This is a genomic window from Streptomyces sp. NPDC056987 (assembly GCF_042673865.1).
Classification (GTDB): domain Bacteria; phylum Actinomycetota; class Actinomycetes; order Streptomycetales; family Streptomycetaceae; genus Streptomyces.
In genome coordinates this window covers 32601-51171 of sequence record NZ_JBHURV010000015.1, presented here as the reverse complement: position 1 = coordinate 51171, position 18571 = coordinate 32601, and the positions used below count along the sequence as shown (strand labels likewise).

The following is an 18571-nucleotide window of genomic DNA, read 5'->3' as shown; positions in this document are numbered from 1 at the left end:
GAGCATGGCGGCCATGAAGCCGCGAACGGGCGACGGCCCGCTCGAGGTGACCAAGGAGGGGCGGGGCATCGTCATGCGCGTTCCGCTCGAAGGCGGCGGTCGGCTTGTCGTCGAGCTGACTCCGGACGAGGCGGATGCGCTCGGCGACGCGCTGAAGAAGGTCGTCGGCTGAGCGGAACGATCACGGTCTTCGGGGTGGGGAGTCACCCCCGGACGAACGGCCCTCTGCCCCGGTACGGATCAGTCCGTGCCGGGGCAGAGGACTGTTCGCCGTGCGTACGGGGAGGACCGGCCCGCCCGTCCGTCCCGGGAACGCGGGCCCGTGCCGGGAGCGTCGGGCCCGTCCCGGAGGACTCAGCCGCGCCGTACCGCGCAGAGCAGACCGTCCCCCACCGGCAGCAGCGTCGACTGGAGCTCCTGGCTCTCCCGTACGGTCCGCAGCAGCTCCCGCAGCCGCAGCACCTCCGAGGGCTGCGCCGCCGAGTCCACCGTCCGGCCGTTGGCGAAGACGCCCTCGAAGCAGACCAGACCGCCGGGCCTGAGCAGCCGCAACGATTCAGCGAGATAGTCGAGGCACTCCAGCCGGTCCCCGTCGCAGAAGACGAGATCGTACGCGCCGTCAGCGAGCCGCGGCAGTACGTCCAGGGCGCCGCCGGGGATGAACCGTGCGCGGTTCCCGGTGAAGCCCGCGGCGCGGAACGCCTGCCGGGCGAACTGCTGGCAGTCGGGCTCCGTGTCGACCGTGGTCAGCACGCCGTCCGGGCGCATGCCCTCCAGCAGGTAGATACCGGAGACACCGGTGCCCGTGCCGATCTCGGCGACCGCCTTGGCGTCCAGCGTGGCGGCCAGCAGACGCAGCGCGGCGCCGGTGCCTGGTGACACCGAGCGGAGCCCTGTCTCCCGGGCCCGTTCCCGGGCCCAGTGCAGAGCTTCGTCCTCGGCGACAAAGGCGTCGGCGAACGCCCAGCTCGTCTGCCGGTTGGCGGTAATGACCCTCTCCTTGTCCCCGTTGGCGGCGCAACGGTGACTGTATCCGCTGCGCCCGGGAACCCGCAGATGGGACCGGGCGTTAAGAAAGGCAGAGCGCGAGGCGGGGGAAACCCCCGAAGAGCCCCTGGAAGGGGCCCGGGACCGCCCCCAAATTCACGTAAAGATTCTTATCCGGAGCTAACGGGCGGAGTGGCTATGGTAGGGGCTCCACTGGACACCACCAGAGCCGACAGGGGAGGTGCGGCTGCGCCTGTGGATCGGGGAGGAGTGCTCCGGCGCTTTCTCAGGTCAGCCGGCGAGCCGAAATCCGTGACCAACATTGCTGACCGTTCCCGCTCCACCGACTCCGCAGTAACGGCGACCTTCGCATCGGATGCGGAATCGCAGGCGTGGACGCCTCCCAGCTGGGAGGAGATCGTCAGCACGCACAGCGGACGTGTCTACCGCCTTGCGTACCGCCTGACCGGCAACCAGCACGACGCCGAGGATCTTACCCAAGAGGTCTTCGTGCGGGTCTTCCGCTCGCTGTCGACCTACACGCCCGGCACGTTCGAGGGCTGGCTGCACCGCATCACCACCAATCTCTTCCTCGACATGGTCCGCCGCAAGCAGCGGATCAGGTTCGACGCGCTCGGCGACGACGCGGCGGAGCGGCTGCCCAGCCGTGAGCCCTCGCCGCAGCAGGTCTTCCACGACACGCACTTCGACGCGGACGTCCAGCAGGCGCTGGACACCCTCGCGCCCGAATTCCGTGCCGCCGTGGTGCTCTGCGACATCGAGGGGCTGTCGTACGAGGAGATCGCCGCCACGCTGGGCGTGAAGCTCGGCACCGTACGCAGCAGGATCCACCGCGGCCGTTCGCACCTGCGCAAGGCCCTCCAGCACCGTTCCCCCGAGGCCCGGGCCGAGCAGCGCGCCTTCGCGAGCGTGGCCGGGGAGGGCGGAGCGGCGTGAGTGGCACAGGGCCCACCCCCGCCGAGCAGCATCTGGGGGACCGACTCGCCGCCTTGGTGGACGGGGAGCTGGATCACGACGCGCGTGAGCGCGTGCTGGCCCATCTCGCGACCTGTGCCAAGTGCAAGGCGGAGGCCGACGCCCAGCGCCGGCTGAAGACCGCGTTCGCGCAGGCCGCGCCGCCGCAGCTCTCGGCGGGGCTGCTCGCGCGGCTCCAGGGGCTTCCGGGTGGTCCCGGCTCCGGACCCGGCTCCGGGGATGACGACGACGGAAAAGGGCTCTTCGACGGGGGGCGCTTCGGTGACGGCGCCTTCGGCGTCAGAACGGACGGCTTCGGCTACGTCCCGGCCGGATCGGGCGCCGGGCTGCTGCCGGGCGGCTCCGGCTTCCGGATCCACGAGGTCTCCCGCCCCGGCCAGCGGCGGGACGAGGAGCGCTCCCCGTGGCGCGGCCGGCGGTTCGCCTTCGCCGCGGCCAGTGCCGTGTCGTTCGCCGCGATGGCCCTCGGCGGGACGATGCCGCTGGGCACCGCCGCCGATGTACTGCCGCGCGGCGCGGGCAACAGCGTGACCCCCATGCGGGCCCCGGGCCCGACGGCCCCGGCCTCCACCATCAGCGACTCCTCCCGCCGCCAGAGCGGCGGATCGTCCTCGCGCTCCGCCGACCGGCCCGCCGGCACCGCCCCGGCCGGTGTGCTCCAGTCGCAGATGCTCTCCGAGCACCCCTTCTCGCAGGGGCTGCTGACGGGTGCTTCGCCGCTGCCGTGGAGCGGGACCACGGGCTCCGCCGTACGGTTCGACGACGGAACGCCGGAGTCCGGTTCCCCGAACACCCCCGATCCCACCCGGATCGACGCCCCGACGCTGCCTTCCACGCCGCTTTCGGCCAGGCGCTGACCGGTTCCCTGCGCGGACATTCGTAAACCTGGTTGAATCCAGGGCAGGGGTGCCCCTGTCAGGGCACGGAACGGCAGTTGCGGGGAGAGCATGGACGACGGGAAGCCGACCGGACCGAAGGCGAAGTGGTGGAGCCGGCCCTCCGCGGTCGGCGCGCCGCCGCAGGAGCCCGACGGCCCGTCAGGGCCGGCGGGAAGCGCCGAGGTCACGGCGGAACTGCCCGCGGTGACGGCGGAACCGCCGGCCGCGCCGCCCGCCGGCCCCTCCGCCGAGCCGCCCACGGCACCGATCGCATATGAGGCGCCGGTCGCGCCTACGGAGCCGGCCTCGCTGGTGGAGCCGGTGACGCCTACGGAGCCGGTCGCGGGCCCGGAGCCGGTCGCGGCCCCGGCCGGGCAGCCCGCCGAGCCGTCCGCCACCGTCGCCGGGCACCCCGCCCCCATGGCGCCGCCGGCCGACGTGCCCGAGCCGTCGGACGCGCCCCCGGAGCGGCCCCGGCCGCTGCACGAGCCCGACGCCTACAGCACCCCGCCGTACGGCGGCCCCGGTCCCTGGGCCCCCGCGCCCCCGGTGCAGCTGCCGACCCCCGCGGGCGGTACACCGATGCCGCCGCCGTACCCCGGCCCGGGGGGCCCGCAGCAGCCTCACGTACAGCCCGCGCAGCAGCAGCCCCTCCAGCAGCCTCACCTCCAGCCGCAGCCCCAGCCCGCGCCCTCCCAGTGGCTCCAGTACGACCCCTGGAGCGCCCCGGGCGGCGCGCCGCTCACCCAGCAGTACGGGGAGCCCGCCCCGAAGCGGCGGCGGGCCGGGGTCGCCGCCCTCGTGCTCGTCGGGTTCGCCGCCTGTGTCCTGGGCGGCGCGGTCGGCGCGTACATCGAGCGCAACGGCGGCCTCACCCGTGTCGAGCTCCCGCAGGCCGGCCCCGAGGCCGCCGGGCGCGCGCCCGACAGCGTCGCGGGCATCGCCGCCAGCGCCCTGCCCAGCGTGGTCACCCTCCATGTCAGCGGCGGCGGCGAGCAGGGCACGGGCACCGGCTTCGTCCTCGACCGGCAGGGCCACATCCTGACCAACAACCACGTCGTCCAGCCCGCGTCCACCTCCGGCTCCGGCGGCGAGATATCCGTCACGTTCAGCGGCGGTGAAACCGCCCGGGCGAAGCTCGTCGGCAAGGACAGCGGCTACGACCTCGCCGTCGTCAAGGTCACCGGTGTGTCCGGGCTGAAGCCGCTGCCGCTCGGCAACTCCGACAACGTCCAGGTCGGCGACCCGGTGGTGGCCATCGGCGCGCCCTTCGACCTCTCCAACACGGTCACCTCCGGGATCATCAGCGCCAAGGAGCGCCCCATCACCGCGGGAGGCGAGAAGGGCGACGGCAGCGACATCAGCTACGTCGACGCGCTCCAGACCGACGCCCCCATCAACCCCGGCAACTCCGGCGGCCCGCTGGTGGACGCCCGGGCCCGCGTCATCGGGATCAACAGCGCCATCCGCGCCGCCGACAGCGGTACGGGGCTCGGCACCGGCCAGTCGGGGTCGATAGGGCTCGGCTTCGCCATCCCCATCAACCAGGGCAAGCGCGTCGCCGAGGAGCTGATCAACACCGGCAAGGCCACCCACCCGGTGATCGGCGTGAGCCTCGACATGGAGTACGCGGGCGACGGCGCCAAGGTCGGTGCCGAGGCGGCCGACGGCGGCCCCGCCGTCACCACGGGCGGCCCCGGCGCCAAGGCGGGCATCAGGCCCGGCGACATCATCACCGAGGTCAACGGGCAGCGGGTGCACAGCGGCGAGGAGCTGATCGTGAAGATCCGCGCCCACCGCCCCGGCGACCAGCTGGAACTGACCCTCGTACGGGACGGCGACGAGCGCACGCTCAGTCTGGTTCTCGGCTCCGCGGACGGCACCTGACGGTCACCGGAAGGTACCGCCCGGACAGTTCGGGCAGGTACCGTGGAGCGGCCCGGCCCCCGCCCCACCTCGACCCCGTACGGACCAGGACGGTCCCGTCCCCGTCCGGCGTGCATGGAGAACACAAGGAGCAGCAAGGTGTTCAACGACATTGGCGCCCTTGAGGTGATCACGATCGCCGTCCTCGCCGTGATCGTCTTCGGTCCGGAGAAGCTGCCCAAGGTCATCCAGGACGTCGCAGGCTTCATACGGAAGGTCCGTGAGTTCTCCGACAACGCCAAGGAGGACATCCGTTCCGAGCTGGGACCGGAGTTCAAGGACTTCGAGTTCGAGGACCTCAACCCCAAGAACTTCGTCCGGAAACAGCTCATGGACAACGACGAGCTGGGGCTCAAGGACATCCGCAGCACCTTCGATCTCCGCCAGGAGATGAACGACATCGCGGACGTGGTGAACGGCCGGGAGAACGACCCGGACGAGCTCGACGCGCCGGAGACCCCCGCGCCCGCCATAAGCGCCGCGAACGGATCGGCCGTGAACGGATCGCCGGCGGGCGGTACGTCCGTCGGGGGGACCGGCACACCCGATCTCCTCAAGAAAACCCCCACTTCGCCCCAGACGCCCGACCTGCTCAAGAAGCGCGAAAAGCCCGATCCGGTCGAACGGCCCCCCTTCGACTCAGACGCCACCTGAGCACGACCAATCCCTACGAGTCGGGAGCGGGTGGCTATCCTCCATCTGTCCGGCAGTGGAACGCCCGTCGGGGGCGGCTCGCGCCGGACGACCGAGATCGAGGAGGCGCGGGCAGATGGAGACCACGAGTCGGGCGGGTGCGTGGGACACGGCCGGACCAGCCCCTTCCGAGGGAGGGCAGACGGGTCTTCGTTCCCTCGCCGCCTATCTGCGGGCGCCTTTTCCCTGGTACGGGCTGGACGAGGCGTTCACGGGGCCCCGCTGGCTGATGCAGGTCGGGGCGACCGCCGACGGCACCGTCCGGCACGGCGCCACGGGCCACGGCGAAGAGCCGTCGATAAGACCGGACGCGGCCGCCGCGCACCGGGAACGCTTCGCGGTGGTCGTCACGGTCGCCAACAGCGCGCTGCGCCGTACCAGTGACGGTACGGGGCATCTGGACGCCACGACGGCCTCTTCGGCGGCCTGGCTGGCCGGGTCGGGGCTGCTGGCCACCACCTGGCCCGCGCAGCTCGACCACACGCTGCGCGCCGAATGGCTGGCACAGCAGACGGAGACCGCCTTCGAGCTGGCCGACGATCTGACCGGGCCGGCCTGGTCGTCGCTCTCCCTGCCGGTCGACGGCGAGCTGACGCCCTTCCACTACCGCGAGTCCGAGTTCGGCTGGGTGCTGGCGGGATCGGCGCGCGACGAGGTGCACCTCGGCGCGTACGGGCGCGGGATGAGCGCGTACGGCCTCGGGTTCTCGGCGATCGGCGACATCAGGTCGTACGCGCCCTGACGCCTGCGCCGTGACGGGGGCGACCGCTCGAACGGCCGCCCCCTTGCCCCGGAGGGATCCCGCGGACGGAAGATCCCGCGTACGGGATCCCGGAGCCCTCCACGGCCCCCTGGACGGCTCAGAACTTGTTGCGCGGTGTGATCCCCAGCGACATGCCCGACAGGCCGCGCTGCCGCCCGCCCAGCGTGCCCGCGATGGCGCGCAGCGCCGCCGCCGCCGGGGAGTCCGGGTCGGAGAGGACGATCGGCTTGCCCTCGTCGCCGCCCTCGCGCAGCCGTACGTCGATCGGGATCCCGCCCAGCACCGGCACCTCGGCGCCGGTCGTCCGGGTCAGCCCCTCCGCGACGAGCTTGCCGCCGCCGGTGCCGAAGACATCGATCATCTCGTCGCAGTGCGGGCAGGGCAGCCCCGACATGTTCTCGACCACACCGACGATCTTCTGGTGGGTCTGCACGGCGATCGAGCCGGCCCGCTCCGCGACCTCGGCCGCGGCCTGCTGCGGGGTGGTGACCACCAGGATCTCGGCGTTCGGCACCAGCTGCGCCACCGAGATCGCGATGTCGCCGGTCCCCGGCGGCAGGTCGAGCAGCAGCACGTCCAGATCGCCCCAGTAGACGTCCGCCAGGAACTGCTGGAGCGCGCGGTGCAGCATCGGGCCGCGCCACACCACCGGCGTGTTCCCCGGCGTGAACATGCCGATCGAGATGACCTTCACGCCGTTCGCGGACGGCGGCATGATCATGTTCTCGACCTGGGTGGGCTTGCCGTCCGCACCGAGCATCCGGGGCACGCTGTGCCCGTAGATGTCCGCGTCCACCACGCCGACCTTCAGCCCGTCGGCCGCCATCGCCGCCGCCAGATTGACCGTCACCGAGGACTTGCCGACGCCGCCCTTGCCGGAGGCGACCGCGTACACCCGGGTCAGCGATCCCGGCTTGGCGAAGGGCACCTCGCGCTCGGCGGTGCCGCCGCGCAGCGAGGCCGCCAGCTCGCGCCGCTGCTCGTCGCCCATCACGTCCAGCGTGACCTCGACCCGCGTGACGCCCTCGACCCGGCTGACGGCGTCCGTCACGTTCCGGGTGATCGTGTCGCGCATCGGGCAGCCGGCCACCGTCAGGTAGACCGTCACGGCCACGGCACCGTCCGCGGCGATCTCCACCGATTTGACCATCCCCAGGTCGGTGATGGGCCGGTGGATCTCGGGGTCGTTCACCGTCGCCAGCGCTTCGCGCACCGCTTCTTCCGCGGGGACGGCGGTTCCGTACGTGTCGGTAGCCATACCGAGATGGTACGGCGATCCGTACCGCAGCAGGAAAGGCCCGTCAGCGGTCGGTTTCCGGACGCCCGGCGGGCGGCGGTTCACCGGGCCCCGCAGGGGGGAGCGCGCGCCGCTCCGCCATCTCCCGCACCAGGTCCTGGAGCTCCGAGCGGATCCAGTCGCGGGTCGCGACCTCGCCCAGGCCGATCCGCAGCGCGGCGATCTCCCGCGTCAGGTACTCGGTGTCCGCGATCGACCGCTCGTTCTGCTTGCGCTCCTGCTCGTGGGTGACCCGGTCCCGGTCGTCCTGCCGGTTCTGCGCCAGCAGGATCAGCGGCGCCGCGTACGAGGCCTGGAGCGACAGCATCAGGGTCAGGAAGATGAACGGGTACGGGTCGAAGCGCAGGTCGGCGGGGGCCCAGACGTTCCACACCAGCCACACGATGATGAACAGCGTCATCCAGACGATGAAGCGGCCCGTCCCCAGGAAGCGCGCCACCCGCTCCGAGAGCCGCCCGAACGCCTCCGGGTCGTACTCGGGCAGCAGCTTGCGCCGCTGCGGCCGCGGCTGGTCCAGCCGGTTCCGCCCGCCGCGCAGCAGCGCCGTCGAACCGGCCCCGGAGCGCATCCGCTCCAGGGCGCGGGACCCGGCGCCCTCGTTGGTGTCCCGCCGCTCAGGTGCCACGCGCCGCCTCCCCGCCGTGGAAGCCGGTCTCGCGCCAGTCGTCCGGCAGGAGGTGGTCGAGGACGTCGTCGACCGTCACCGCGCCGAGCAGCGCCCCGCTGTCGTCCACGACCGGCGCGGAGACCATGTTGTACGCGGCGAGGTGGCTGGTGATCGCGGGCAGCGGGGTGTCCGGGGCGAGCGGCGGCAGATCGCTGTCCACGATCGAACTGACCAGCGTGTACGGCGGGTCCCGCAGCAGCCGCTGGAAGTGCACCGTGCCCAGGTAACGCCCCGTGGGGGTCTCGTCCGGCGGCCGGCACACGTAGACCTGCGCCGCGAGCGCGGGGGAGAGGTCCTGCTGCCGTACGCGGGCCAGCGCGTCCGCGACGGTCGCGTCCGGGCGCAGCACGATCGGATCGGTCGTCATCAGACCGCCCGCGGTGCGCTCCTCGTACGACATCAGGCGCCGCACGTCGGCCGCGTCGTCGGGGCGCATCAGCGTCAGCAGCCGCTCCTTGTCCGGCTCGGGCAGCTCGGAGAGGAGATCGGCCGCGTCGTCCGGGTCCATCGCCTCCAGGACGTCGGCGGCGCGCTCCTCCTTCAGCTTGCCGAGGATCTCCACCTGGTCGTCCTCGGGCAGCTCCTCCAGGACGTCCGCGAGCCGGTCGTCGTCGAGGGCCACCGCGACCTCCGCGCGGCGCTTGGGGGTGAGGTGGTGCAGCGCGTTGGCGAGGTCGACGGGGCGCAGCCGTTCGAAGGTGGCGACGAGGCTCTCCGCGCCCTGGCCCTCCTCCTCCAGCGAGAAACCGCTGACGGCCGACCACTCGACGGTCAGCGCATCCCCGCGCCGCCGCAGCTTGCCGCCCTTGCGGCCGCGCCGTACGAAGACCTTGTCGATCTCCCAGTCGCGGCGGGCCGGGAGCTGCGACACGGAGACGTCGAGGACGGTGACCTCCTCGCCGTCCTCCACCAGCCGCACCCGGCGGTCGAGGAGTTCGCCGAGGACGAGGCGCTCGGTGGGGCGCTGCTCGAAGCGCCGTACGTTGAGCACCCCCGTGGTGATCACCTGGCCCGACTCGATCCCGGTGACCCGGGTCATCGGGAGGAAGATCCGGCGCCGGCTCAGGACCTCCACGACGAGGCCGAGCAGGCGCGGCGGGCGTCCGCCGACGCGCAGCATGGCGACGAGGTCGCGGACGCGGCCGACCTGGTCGCCGGTGGGGTCGAAGACCGGTACGCCGGCGAGGTGCGAGACGAAGATCCGAGGGGCGCCTGCCGCCATGCCGAGCGCCTCCTTGGTTCTTGTACTTGATGTACTCGATTTTCCTTCTATCCAGCGTGATGACGGGTTCAGGCTAGCCCGTACCGCTGCGCCACGCGCTGACGGATCCGTCCGTCCGGACGTCCGTACCGCGTGCTGTTCGGGGGGCGGGCCGGGGGCCCCGGGGCCCGGGTACGCTGCGGTCTGCCACCCTCCGGCAGCGTATGAGAGGCAGTGCGTCTGTGATCGTTCCCCTGTCGTCCGACCGCCCCCGCCGGGCAGCGCTTCCCCTGGCGCTCTGCCTGGGACTCATGGCGGTGCTCACGGCGTGCGGCGGCGAGACCGAGGATCCGGACAAGGGGACGAACGGGGTCGGGAAGCTCACCGCCGTCGAGATCGAGAGAAAGGCCAAGGCGGCGGCGGACGCGGCCGGCGCGGTGCACCTCTCCGGCGCGCTGGTGAGCGAGGGCGGTACGTACCGGCTCAACATGCGGCTGAAGGAGAACGGCGGCACCGGCTCCGTCACCTCGAAGAACAGCACCTTCCAGCTGCTGCGCATCGAGGACGAGCTGTACCTGAAGGCCGACGCCGGTTTCTGGAACCACGCGGAGGACCCCGGGGACGCCGCCGGCAAGGCGACCCCGGCGCCCAGCAGCAGCGCGGACGCCGCGGCCGCGGGCAAGCTCAAGGACAAGTACGTGAAGGTCCCGCAGGACGATCCGGCGTACCAGCAGCTCAGCGGATTCACGGACAAGAAGGTCCTGCTCGCCGGGATACTGACGCTCCACGGCGCGCTGGACAAGGGCGACCGCGACCGCATCGGCGGGGTGCGGACCATCAAGATCAACGGCACCAAGGGCGCGGGCGGGACGCTCGACGTCTCGCTGGAGGGCACGCCGTACCCGCTGCAACTGCTGCGCGCGGGCGGCGCGGGGACGCTCTCGCTGACGGAGTGGGGCAAGGACTTCGAGCTGGAGGCCCCGACGAAGGGCCAGACGGTCGACTACGGCAGCAGGCTGCCGAAGACCGGCGACTGAGGCGACTGAGGCGACGGAGACGGCTGAGCCGACCGGCCGGGGGCGCCGGGCCTCAGGCGCCGCCCGTCCGCTTCTTGCGCCGCAGCAGCAGGCGGCCGAGTGAGGCGGGTACGGGCTCCCGGGTCGTCGCCGGGGTCTCCAGGGGTACGGCGGCGAGCGAGCCCTGCGGCAGCTCGGTGATCGTCTCCTGGGGCACCAGCCGCACCACCCGGCACTCGCGGGCCCAGCGTTCGGTCATCGTCTCCGCGTCCGGCGCGTTGAGCCGCTTGCCCTTCAGCTCGGCGACCGCGCTCTCCCACGCCTCCGAGCGCGGCGCCAGCTCGGCCACGACCGCCGTCCAGGCGACGAGCCGGCCGCCCTTGTCCTTGCTGCGTACGGTCACCTCGGCGGGCGCGCCGTCGGCGAGCCCCGGCAGCGGCTGCTCCCCGGGGCCGTCCCCGACGATCAGCGCGGCGCCCTCGTGCCAGACGTGCCAGAGCGCCCGTTCGGGCCCGGAGCCCCGCACCCACATGAGGCCGGACTTCTTGGTGGCCTCCTCGACGAGCGCCTGCCCGAGCTGTGGTTCTGTCATGCGCGCAGCCTATCGGCGGGGTCATGATCCGGTCACCACGAAGGAGAAGGCGGCCCAGAGGCAGATCGCGCAGACGAAGACCCAGACGGCCCACGCCGGCGGCTCGGCCTCTTTCCACTCGACCGTCTCCCCGGCCGCCTGACGCCGGTACAGCTCTTTTCTCTTTCCGCTCGGGAAGGCCATCAGTACGGCCATGATCGCGAAGGCCCCGCCGAGGCTGAAGAGCAGTACGTCGACCGATTCGCCTTTGGCCAGGCCGAGTCCTGTTCCACCGCCGAGCGGGACCAGCATCCACAGGAGTACCGACCGCTGACCCCAGGTGGCGGTCAGCATGATGTGGACCAGCGCGAACGCGCCCAGGCCGAGGACGAAGACGAGGAGGACGACGTCGCGGGAGACGTGGGGCATACGCATTCTCCTGCCGAGGAGCCGCGGAGCCGCGGAGCCGCGGTGTCGCGGGAAGGGGGGCCGGGAGCGGGCGGGTATGAGTCGTCCGCCCGGCTCAGAAGTCTTCGAAGAGCCACCCGCCGAGGAAGAAGAGGGCCACCATCACCGCGAAGATCTGGATGATCAGCAGACCGGACATCTGATTGTCCTTGCTCGGCCCTTCGGCCGCCTCGCGGCTCGCGACGGCTCTGATCGACGTGGAGTGGCCGAGGGCACCGATCGCGAACGCCACGATGATGACGGCGTAGTAGGCGAGCGCCGTCTTCAGCGGCCAGCCGAACTTCACCACCCCGCCCACGTTGATCGCGACGAGACCCGCTGCCGCCGCCACCCCGATCTTCACCTTCTGTTCCTTGGTGTCCATCAGGGGTACCCAGACGCGAACGAAGAGGGCCACCGCGAGAACCACCACGATGATCACGACTGCCAGTGGTATGGAGGAAAGCTGCATGGCTCCTGTCCGCAGGGTCGGCCCTGTTCCCCCGGGGCCGTTCGGCCCCGGGGGAACAGGGTGGGAAACGCCGGTTACTTGAAGTCGGTGGTGGAGTACGCCCAGGCCGCCCCGGGCAGATCCGCACCGATGTTACTGAAGGTGTTCACCACACCCTTCTGGAAACCGGACGAGTAACTCCGCCCGGTGATGCCGGTGAAGGCCCTGGTGCTCATTCCCCCGACGGCGCGACCGGCCAGCTTGCCGGCCGCTCCGCCGAACAGTCCGAGCCCCGCACCGATGTACGCGTTGCGGGCGCTCTCGCTGTTGCCTTCACGCTGGTAGGCATACCCGCTCGCCGCACCTGCAGCGACGGATACGGCGCCGAGGGCCAGCGCGGCCCCCTGCATGCCGGGGATGAAGGCCGCGACCATGCCCGCCGTCCCGGCGAGGGTGGACACCCTGCCGAGCAGGTCGCCCAGACTTCCGCCGGACGGTCCGGTCCCCATGCCGCCGGCGACCGAGGCGATGAGGCCCACGGCCCCGCCTATCTTGCCCCCGTGCTTGCTCGCGCTCTTCCCGATGGCCTGGCCCGCGGACTTCCCGGCGGACAGGGCTGAACGCCCCGCCTTCTTCGCCGAGGTTCCGGCCTTCTTGATGTAACCTCCTGCCTTCTTGGCCTGCTTCTTTATGTAGGAACCGGCGCGTTTGACGTTTCTCTTGACGAAACTGGATGCCTTCTTCGCATACCGTTTCACCGTCGCCGTGGTCCGTTTGATGACCTTTTTCGCGACGCGGGCCACCTTCTTGGCGGCCTTCTTCACGGCTTTGGCGGCCTTCTTGACGACCTTGGTCACCTTTTTGGCGACCTTCTTCACGGCCTTCTTGACCTTTTTGACGGCCTTCTTGACCTTCTTGGTCACCTTCTTGGCGACCTTCTTGACCGCCTTGGTGATCTTGCCCCAGAACAGGCCGTCCGGGTCCGAGAAGGTGGCAGGGCTGTTGTTCGCGTAGGCGTACGCGTTCATGCGCTGCGACTCGGAGACGTCCGTCATCGGGTCGACGCTCAGGAACCTGCCGAGCTTCGGATCGTAGGCACGGGCGCCCAGTTGGGTCAGGCCCGTACTGTCCATCGTCCCGCCGACGAACCCCTGGTCACCACCCGGCCAGAGTGCGGGCTGCGCCGACGGCGAGCCGCGCTCCTCTCCGAACGGGGCCAGCGCGCGGTGCTGGACGTCCTGGGTGGCCGAGTCGATCGCGGTCGAGACGGTCCCGTGGTGGTCGTCGAAGAGGAACTGGACCGCGCCGTCCGACCGAGCGGCGACCGTCTCACCGTCGAAGTCGTAGTAGCGCGTGCCGGCCTTCTTGCCGTCGGGACGCAGCAGCAGTTCGTTGCCGCCCGGCAGGTACAGCGTGGTCCCCGTGAGGTCCTTGCGCAGCAGCCGCCCGCCGTCGGCGTCGTAGGTGTACTCGACGGTGGTCCTGCCCGGCTCCTCGACCTTCGCGAGCTGGTTCTCCGCGTCCCAGACCAGCTTCTGGTCGCGCCCGTTCGTGTTGCGCGAGGTGGTGTTGCCCACCGCGTCGTAGCCGAACGAGTCCGTGACCGTCGTGACGCCGTCGCGCTCCGTGCCGACCGAGGTCAGCGCGGCCGGCTGGGCGCCGTCCTTCTTCGCGTAGTCGTAGGAACGGACCGAGTCCAGCGCGCTGTTGCCCGCCGAGCCGTCCGTGCCCACGTCATGGCGCACCTCCTTGGTGCGGTTGCCCAGTGCGTCGTAGCTGTACGTCAGCCAGTACGGCTTCGGGCCTCCGACCGTCGACGGGGCCGGGGCCGCGTCGCAGGAGTCCTCGGTCGTCCACGCCTCGGTGAGGCGCTGGAGGGCGTCGTTGGTGAAGCACTGGGTGTCGGTCTGCTCCGTCGTGTCCTGGCCGGTCACCGTGGTGATACGGGTGACGTTGCCGGCCGGGTCGTAGCCGTAGCTGGTGTCGTCCACCCGGCTCGGCGCCGCCGTACGGTCCGTGACGGTCCGCAGCAGCTCGCCGGTGTGCTCGTCGTACGAAGCGGAGCGGTACAGGCGCCGCGCGGCGTCGTTGTACTCGGTCCGCAGCGCCCGCCCGAAGGGGTCGTACGTCGAGGAGTTGACCAGCGTCCTGCTGCCCGCCGTCAGACCCTGCGCCTGGTCGTCCCCGCCGTAGCGGGTGACCACCCGCTCGGCCGGCAGATCGCCCAGCGCCGGCTGGTTGACGGCCGTCGGCAGCCCGGTCAGCGCGTCGTAGACATATCCCACGGAGTACGTGCCCGCGAGGGCGCCCTCCGACTCCGGGACGGTGACCTCCACCTTGGTCGGCTGGTAGTCGTCGTTGAAGCCGGTGACCTTCTGCACGTAGGCGTTTCCGTCCACGTACCGCCGCGACTCGCTGATCTCACCCTTGACGACCCCGTCGTACGCCCACTCGGACAGGACCTTGTCGCCCTGGCTGAGCGAGGTCCTGCGGCCCAGTTCGTCGTAGGCGGCCGTGAGGGTCACGCCACGGGCGTCCGTGGTGGTCACCGGCCGGTCGAGCGAGTCGTAGGAGGTGCGCAGCGTGCCGCTGTCCGGGTCGTCGGTGCGGGTCTCGCGGCCGCGGGTGTCGTAGGTGAACTTCCGTACGTTGCCCGCGGGGTCGGTGACGGTCTCCAGCAGACCCCGCTTGTCGTAGCCGTACTTGACGGACTGCGAGGTGGTGCGCGCCTCGTCGGTGTACTCGACGACCTCGACCGGCCGGTCCTGCGCGTCGGTGACCGTGGTGCTGGCCAGACCGCCCTTCGGCGGGATCAGCGTGGTGTGGTTGCCCTCGTACACCGTCTTCGTCCGGCGCGTCTCCGTGCCGTACTTCAGCGCGACGGCTTCGGTCGGCCGCCCCGCGGCGTCGTACACCGTGCGCACCCCGGCCGGGGCCTTGGTGTCGTCGACGGCGACCAGCTTCGCCTCGGGGGACCCGGTGGCGTAGTAGTCGTCGTACGACTTCCACTCCTGTCCACGCGAGTCGTACAGGGTCTCGGTCAGCACCCGGCCGGTGCCGGTGAGCGAGGGTCCCTGGGTCTGGCGCTCGCGCAGCAGACCGTCGTAGATCTCGTAGCTGGTCTCGAAGGAGCCGTCCCCGCGCAGTTCACGGGTGGTGACGGCGGGGGTGTCCGTGGGAGAGATCCGGTACGCGTAGGACGCGTTGGGGTGGTCGGGGAACTTGGCCTGGGTGCGGCCGGGCTCCCAGACGCCGGTCATCCGGCCGAGCGCGTCGTACGCCAGCTCGGTGCGCTTGCCGTTGGCGTCGACCTCGGCGGTCGGTACCCCGCGCCGCGTGTCGATCTCGGTGGTCAGCGTGTGGCCGAGCGGGTTGGTGGCGACGATGCTCGTCGGCGCGCCGGTGGCCGGCACGTACCGCGTCGTCATGGCGCGGTTCTGCGAGTCCGTCACCTTGAGCGGGCGGCCGTAGAGGTCGTACGTGGTCTGCGAGGCGGTGAAGAAGCCGGTCCCTTCCGCGTTGTTCTCGTCCTCGCGTGTGGTGTTGCCGCGTGTCGGCGCGGCGCCCAGGGTGGTGGAGCCGTCGTAGAAGCTGCGGTTCTCCGAGATCAGCTCGCCGGGTGCGGCGCAGGTGCCCGTCGTGACCTTCTCCGAGGCCTCCAGCTCCAGGATGTTGGCCGCCGTGTTCCGGGCGTACGTCGTGGTGTCACAGGTCTCGTCGCCGGTCTTCGACGTGTCGCCGTGGTCGGTCTCCGTGGCGATCATGCCGTACGCGTCGAAGGTCCGCTCGGTCCTGGTGCGCTGCCAGCCGCCGCCCTTGGCCGGGGAGCGTGTGGTCTCCTCCTGGACGTCGGTGATCCCCGAGGTCAGGGCAGGCAGGCCGGTCCTGGCGCGGGTGGCCGTGGGGCCCTTGTGCCAGGGGGTGGAGGTCTCCTCGGAGACCACCTCGGTGCCGTTGTAAACGATCTCCGAACGCACCATGGCCTGGAAGGCGGGGTGGTCGGCGACCTCCTTGCCCTCGAAGTCGGCCACCCCGGCCCCGGCGATGCCCCGGAAGTAGCGGGTCCGGCTGTCCTGCTTCGGACCGTCGGCGCCGTTGCCGTTCTGGGTGCGGACCTCTCCGTAACCGCGGTAGTCGCTGTACGTGCGGTGCTCGGCCTTGGTGAACTCGTCCTCGCTCCTGGCCCAGGCCGCACCGCCCACGTACGTGTAGTCGGTCTGCTCGCTGGGCGAGCCGCCGACCAGGTCGTTCTCCAGCACACGGGTGACGACGTACTTGTGGAACCAGTCCTTCACCGGCTTGTAGTCGGCGGCGGGGGAGTCCGCGGACGACCAGTAGACCGGGTAGCAGCGCCGCGTGTTGGAGGTCTCCGAGGGCAGATCGCCCGGCTTGCAGTCGGCCTCCGAGTAGGTGATGCCGATCGAGCCGCCGGTCTCGCTGTTGATCTGGTTGACGCGGTAGCGGACCAGCGCGGGGATGCCGTCGCCGGTGGTGTCCACGCGGTTGGGGAGCTGCCAGCCCTTGAAGGTGACCTCGGGCAGGCTGACCGGCTGCTCACCGGTGTGGCCGGTCCGGGTGATGCCCGCCAGCCAGAGGGTGGCCGGTGAGCCGTCGCCCGGGTCGGGCAGTTCGTGGCGCAGCGTCCAGGAGTCGACCGGCTGGTAGGAGGAGCCGGAGAGCGTCGAGGTGGTGATCTTCGTCAGCCGCTTGCTGGTCCAGAAGGTCGGCGCGATCCGGTTCTTGCAGTCCTCGCCCGCCTTGCAGTCCTGGTCGACCGGGACGTCCGGCCAGCGCTTCGCGTTCGCCGTGGTCATCTTGGCCGGGGCGCAGTCGAAGGAGGCGTCGGGCAGGCAGCGCTCGGCGACCGTGAAGTCGACCTTCGCGGTGGCCGCGTCGGTCCCGTACACGGTGTCGGAGCGCAGTCCGTACTCGATACGGGAGAGGTAGCCGCCCCGGGTGTACTCGGTCGGCGTGCCGAGACCGGTGGTCGCGGAGACGTTGCGGCCGTAACGATTCTTCTCGGGGGTGTAGTAGTACGCGGTGGCGTTGTCGTTGGTGTCCACCACGTAGTCGAGGTTCCACCGCCACGCCTGCTGGCAGTAGGCGTCGGCGAAGGCGGTCTTGTAGCAGGGCTCGCCGCTCTGGTTGCCGTACACCGGCACGGTCCAGGCCGAGCTGGTCTCGGCCTTCCCGGACGACCAGCCGGGCAGCCGGTTGTAGCCGAAGTAGTACTGCGTGCCGTCGGTGGTGGTGATCCGCCAGTGCTCGCCGTCGTTGTCGCCGTTGCCGCGCGGGGAGGGGGCGTCGGCGTCGGTCAGCCGCTCGACCTTGGTGCCGTCGTCGTCCTTGAGCTTCCACTCACCGCGGGTGTCGTCCCTGACCAGTTCGTGGGACTGGCCGTCCAGCGACATGGTGGCGTTCCAGGTGCCCCAGCACAGGTCGCCGTTCTTCGCCTTGTTGGTGCCGCCCGTCATGTCGTCGTTGCACGACACGTAGCGGCGCTCGATGTAGTTCTCGGTGACCGACCAGCCGTCACCGACCTCGTTGGTCTGGTTGTTGGTGGCCGCGGTGCGGCCGTCCAGCGACTGGGAGGAGTAGCTCAGGGCCAGCTCGGGTTCCAGGCCGCCGGGGACCTCCGGCGTCTGGATCTCGTACCCCCAGCCGAAGCCGCCGGAGGAGTCGCCGGCCGTCCAGTTGCCGGAGGGGGAGAGCGGGGTCGCCTTGTAGTCGCCGCCCGCGCCGGAGGGGCCCGCGGTGGCCGCGAGCAGGGTGACGCCGGAGGCGGCGGTCAGCCCGGTGGCGGAGCGGGCGCTCTTGGGCGCGGCCGTGACGGGGGCTCCGGCGGGCGCGCCGTCGGCGGTGTCCGCCGGCTCCGCCGCGTCGACCGGGACATCCGCGGTCAGGGTCCGGTCGCCCGCGTCGTTGTCGGTGTCGAGCGCGACGGGCGCGCCGCAGTCCTTCGCCCCGGGCGTCTCCAGCGCGCAGGCGGGCAGCTGGACGAGGGAGAGCCGGGAGGCCCAGCCGGCGCCGAAGGCGTGCTGGAACCGGGAGTAGTCGAGGGAGAGCCGGACCTTCGCGTCGCTGCCGCCGTCGGCCGCGCGCACGGCGAGCACGACGCCCTCGACGCCGAGCTTCTCGGTGGTCCTCCGGTCGAGTATCTGGACCTGCGCGGAGCCGGGCGCCGTGCCGCGCGCGCCGGCCGCGGGCTTCCCGGCGGCCGCTCCGAGCCGTACGGGAAGGGTGCCCGCGCGCTCCACCCTGCCGCGGGCGGCGGGGAGTTCGACCTCCGCCGAGCCGGGCGCGGGCCAGCTGACGCCGGGCACGGACCGCAGTGCGTCCTGAGCGGCGTCGTCCTTGCCGCCGGCGCGCTTCCGCTCGACCGGTGAGACCGGTACGGGCTTGGTCTCGTCCAGCTTCGGCAGGGTCAGCGAGCTGACCGCGAAGGCGGTCTCGGCGCTCAGGAAACCCCCGATGAGCAGGGACGCGGTGATGACCGAGGTGGTTTTCGTCCATCTTCTTCGACGTGTCGGTCTCGATCTGCGCCGGCTGTGCACGGCACGGCTCGAAGGGTCGTTCACGGAGTCCCCCTAGTGGTGATGTTGATAACCGCGTGTGGAGGATACGTGTCTAAGAGCTACGTAAAGCGTGGTTAAAGGGGGCATATCTGTTCGCTTCTGT

At 71.3% G+C, this 18571-nt stretch carries 14 protein-coding genes and 1 pseudogene; 7 read left to right on the top strand and 8 right to left on the bottom strand.

The features are described 5' to 3' along the window. Positions 1–4: 4 nt before the first annotated feature. Entirely contained in the window at positions 5–172 is a 168-nt protein-coding gene (locus tag ACFTZC_RS19145) for a DUF3117 domain-containing protein (RefSeq protein WP_003966491.1), read from the top strand. Between the two features lie 182 nt (positions 173–354). On the opposite strand, the pseudogene ACFTZC_RS19140 reads toward ACFTZC_RS19145, so the two are convergent. Next, positions 355–1021, bottom strand: a pseudogene (locus tag ACFTZC_RS19140) (O-methyltransferase). 164 nt (positions 1022–1185) lie between these two features. On the opposite strand from ACFTZC_RS19140, the gene sigE reads away from it, so the two are divergent. The 5 genes from sigE to ACFTZC_RS19115 all read left to right on the top strand — a co-directional run bounded on the left by sigE (position 1186) and on the right by ACFTZC_RS19115 (position 6222). Further along, complete coding sequence (gene sigE, locus ACFTZC_RS19135) at positions 1186–1944, top strand: RNA polymerase sigma factor SigE (protein ID WP_365812046.1); 759 nt, start codon at positions 1186–1188, stop codon at positions 1942–1944. After that, positions 1941–2840 (top strand): anti-sigma factor family protein, encoded by a 900-nt coding sequence (locus ACFTZC_RS19130; protein ID WP_382891150.1) that lies wholly within the window; start codon positions 1941–1943, stop codon positions 2838–2840. Before sigE ends, ACFTZC_RS19130 begins: the two co-directional genes overlap by 4 nt. 90 nt (positions 2841–2930) lie before the next feature. Next, positions 2931–4748 (top strand): trypsin-like peptidase domain-containing protein, encoded by a 1818-nt coding sequence (locus ACFTZC_RS19125; RefSeq protein ID WP_382891148.1) that lies wholly within the window; start codon positions 2931–2933, stop codon positions 4746–4748. Between the two features lie 138 nt (positions 4749–4886). Then, positions 4887–5441 carry a sec-independent translocase gene (locus ACFTZC_RS19120; RefSeq protein ID WP_382891146.1) on the top strand — a complete coding sequence of 185 codons (555 nt, stop codon included), beginning with the start codon at positions 4887–4889 and terminating at the stop codon, positions 5439–5441. Between the two features lie 115 nt (positions 5442–5556). Beyond that, positions 5557–6222, top strand: coding sequence for a hypothetical protein (locus ACFTZC_RS19115; RefSeq protein WP_382891144.1), 666 nt, complete (start codon positions 5557–5559; stop codon positions 6220–6222). 118 nt (positions 6223–6340) lie between these two features. Here ACFTZC_RS19115 and ACFTZC_RS19110 read toward each other — a convergent pair whose 3' ends face one another. The 3 genes from ACFTZC_RS19110 to ACFTZC_RS19100 are packed head-to-tail and all read right to left on the bottom strand — an operon-like array spanning position 6341 to position 9429. Continuing rightward, positions 6341–7501 (bottom strand): Mrp/NBP35 family ATP-binding protein, encoded by a 1161-nt coding sequence (locus tag ACFTZC_RS19110; RefSeq protein ID WP_382891142.1) that lies wholly within the window; start codon positions 7499–7501, stop codon positions 6341–6343. 43 nt (positions 7502–7544) lie between these two features. After that, entirely contained in the window at positions 7545–8108 is a 564-nt protein-coding gene (locus tag ACFTZC_RS19105; RefSeq protein WP_365812236.1) for a DUF1003 domain-containing protein, read from the bottom strand. A gap of 46 nt (positions 8109–8154) precedes the next feature. Next, complete coding sequence (locus ACFTZC_RS19100; protein ID WP_382891139.1) at positions 8155–9429, bottom strand: magnesium transporter MgtE N-terminal domain-containing protein; 1275 nt, start codon at positions 9427–9429, stop codon at positions 8155–8157. Between the two features lie 290 nt (positions 9430–9719). Here ACFTZC_RS19100 and ACFTZC_RS19095 point away from each other — a divergent pair, with 290 nt between their 5' ends. Further along, the gene (locus tag ACFTZC_RS19095) at positions 9720–10445 is read left to right on the top strand and encodes a hypothetical protein (protein WP_382891136.1); all 726 of its coding nucleotides are present in this window, start codon (positions 9720–9722) and stop codon (positions 10443–10445) included. Positions 10446–10497: 52 nt separating this feature from the next. Here the strand turns inward: ACFTZC_RS19095 and ACFTZC_RS19090 are convergent, their stop codons facing one another. The 4 genes from ACFTZC_RS19090 to ACFTZC_RS19075 all read right to left on the bottom strand — a co-directional run bounded on the left by ACFTZC_RS19090 (position 10498) and on the right by ACFTZC_RS19075 (position 18471). Next, positions 10498–11016, bottom strand: coding sequence for a hypothetical protein (locus ACFTZC_RS19090; protein WP_382891134.1), 519 nt, complete (start codon positions 11014–11016; stop codon positions 10498–10500). A 21-nt stretch (positions 11017–11037) separates the two neighbouring features. After that, complete coding sequence (locus ACFTZC_RS19085; protein WP_382891132.1) at positions 11038–11424, bottom strand: hypothetical protein; 387 nt, start codon at positions 11422–11424, stop codon at positions 11038–11040. Between the two features lie 94 nt (positions 11425–11518). Next, the gene (locus tag ACFTZC_RS19080; RefSeq protein WP_382891127.1) at positions 11519–11914 is read right to left on the bottom strand and encodes a hypothetical protein; all 396 of its coding nucleotides are present in this window, start codon (positions 11912–11914) and stop codon (positions 11519–11521) included. Positions 11915–11988: 74 nt separating this feature from the next. After that, complete coding sequence (locus tag ACFTZC_RS19075) at positions 11989–18471, bottom strand: RHS repeat-associated core domain-containing protein (protein ID WP_382891125.1); 6483 nt, start codon at positions 18469–18471, stop codon at positions 11989–11991. Between the last annotated feature and the right edge of the window lie 100 nt (positions 18472–18571).

Bases quoted from the DNA above. Each gene is read 5' to 3' on its own strand.
- ACFTZC_RS19095 (WP_382891136.1), top strand. From the start codon at position 9,720: ATGGCGGTGCTCACGGCGTGCGGCGGCGAGACCGAGGATCCGGACAAG.
- ACFTZC_RS19110 (WP_382891142.1), bottom strand. From the start codon at position 7,501: ATGGCTACCGACACGTACGGAACCGCCGTCCCCGCGGAAGAAGCGGTG.
- ACFTZC_RS19100 (WP_382891139.1), bottom strand. From the start codon at position 9,429: ATGGCGGCAGGCGCCCCTCGGATCTTCGTCTCGCACCTCGCCGGCGTA.
- ACFTZC_RS19080 (WP_382891127.1), bottom strand. From the start codon at position 11,914: ATGCAGCTTTCCTCCATACCACTGGCAGTCGTGATCATCGTGGTGGTT.
- ACFTZC_RS19105 (WP_365812236.1), bottom strand. From the start codon at position 8,108: ATGCGCTCCGGGGCCGGTTCGACGGCGCTGCTGCGCGGCGGGCGGAAC.
- ACFTZC_RS19090 (WP_382891134.1), bottom strand. From the start codon at position 11,016: ATGACAGAACCACAGCTCGGGCAGGCGCTCGTCGAGGAGGCCACCAAG.
- ACFTZC_RS19125 (WP_382891148.1), top strand. From the start codon at position 2,931: ATGGACGACGGGAAGCCGACCGGACCGAAGGCGAAGTGGTGGAGCCGG.
- ACFTZC_RS19085 (WP_382891132.1), bottom strand. From the start codon at position 11,424: ATGCCCCACGTCTCCCGCGACGTCGTCCTCCTCGTCTTCGTCCTCGGC.
- sigE (WP_365812046.1), top strand. From the start codon at position 1,186: ATGGTAGGGGCTCCACTGGACACCACCAGAGCCGACAGGGGAGGTGCG.
- ACFTZC_RS19115 (WP_382891144.1), top strand. From the start codon at position 5,557: ATGGAGACCACGAGTCGGGCGGGTGCGTGGGACACGGCCGGACCAGCC.
- ACFTZC_RS19145 (WP_003966491.1), top strand. From the start codon at position 5: ATGGCGGCCATGAAGCCGCGAACGGGCGACGGCCCGCTCGAGGTGACC.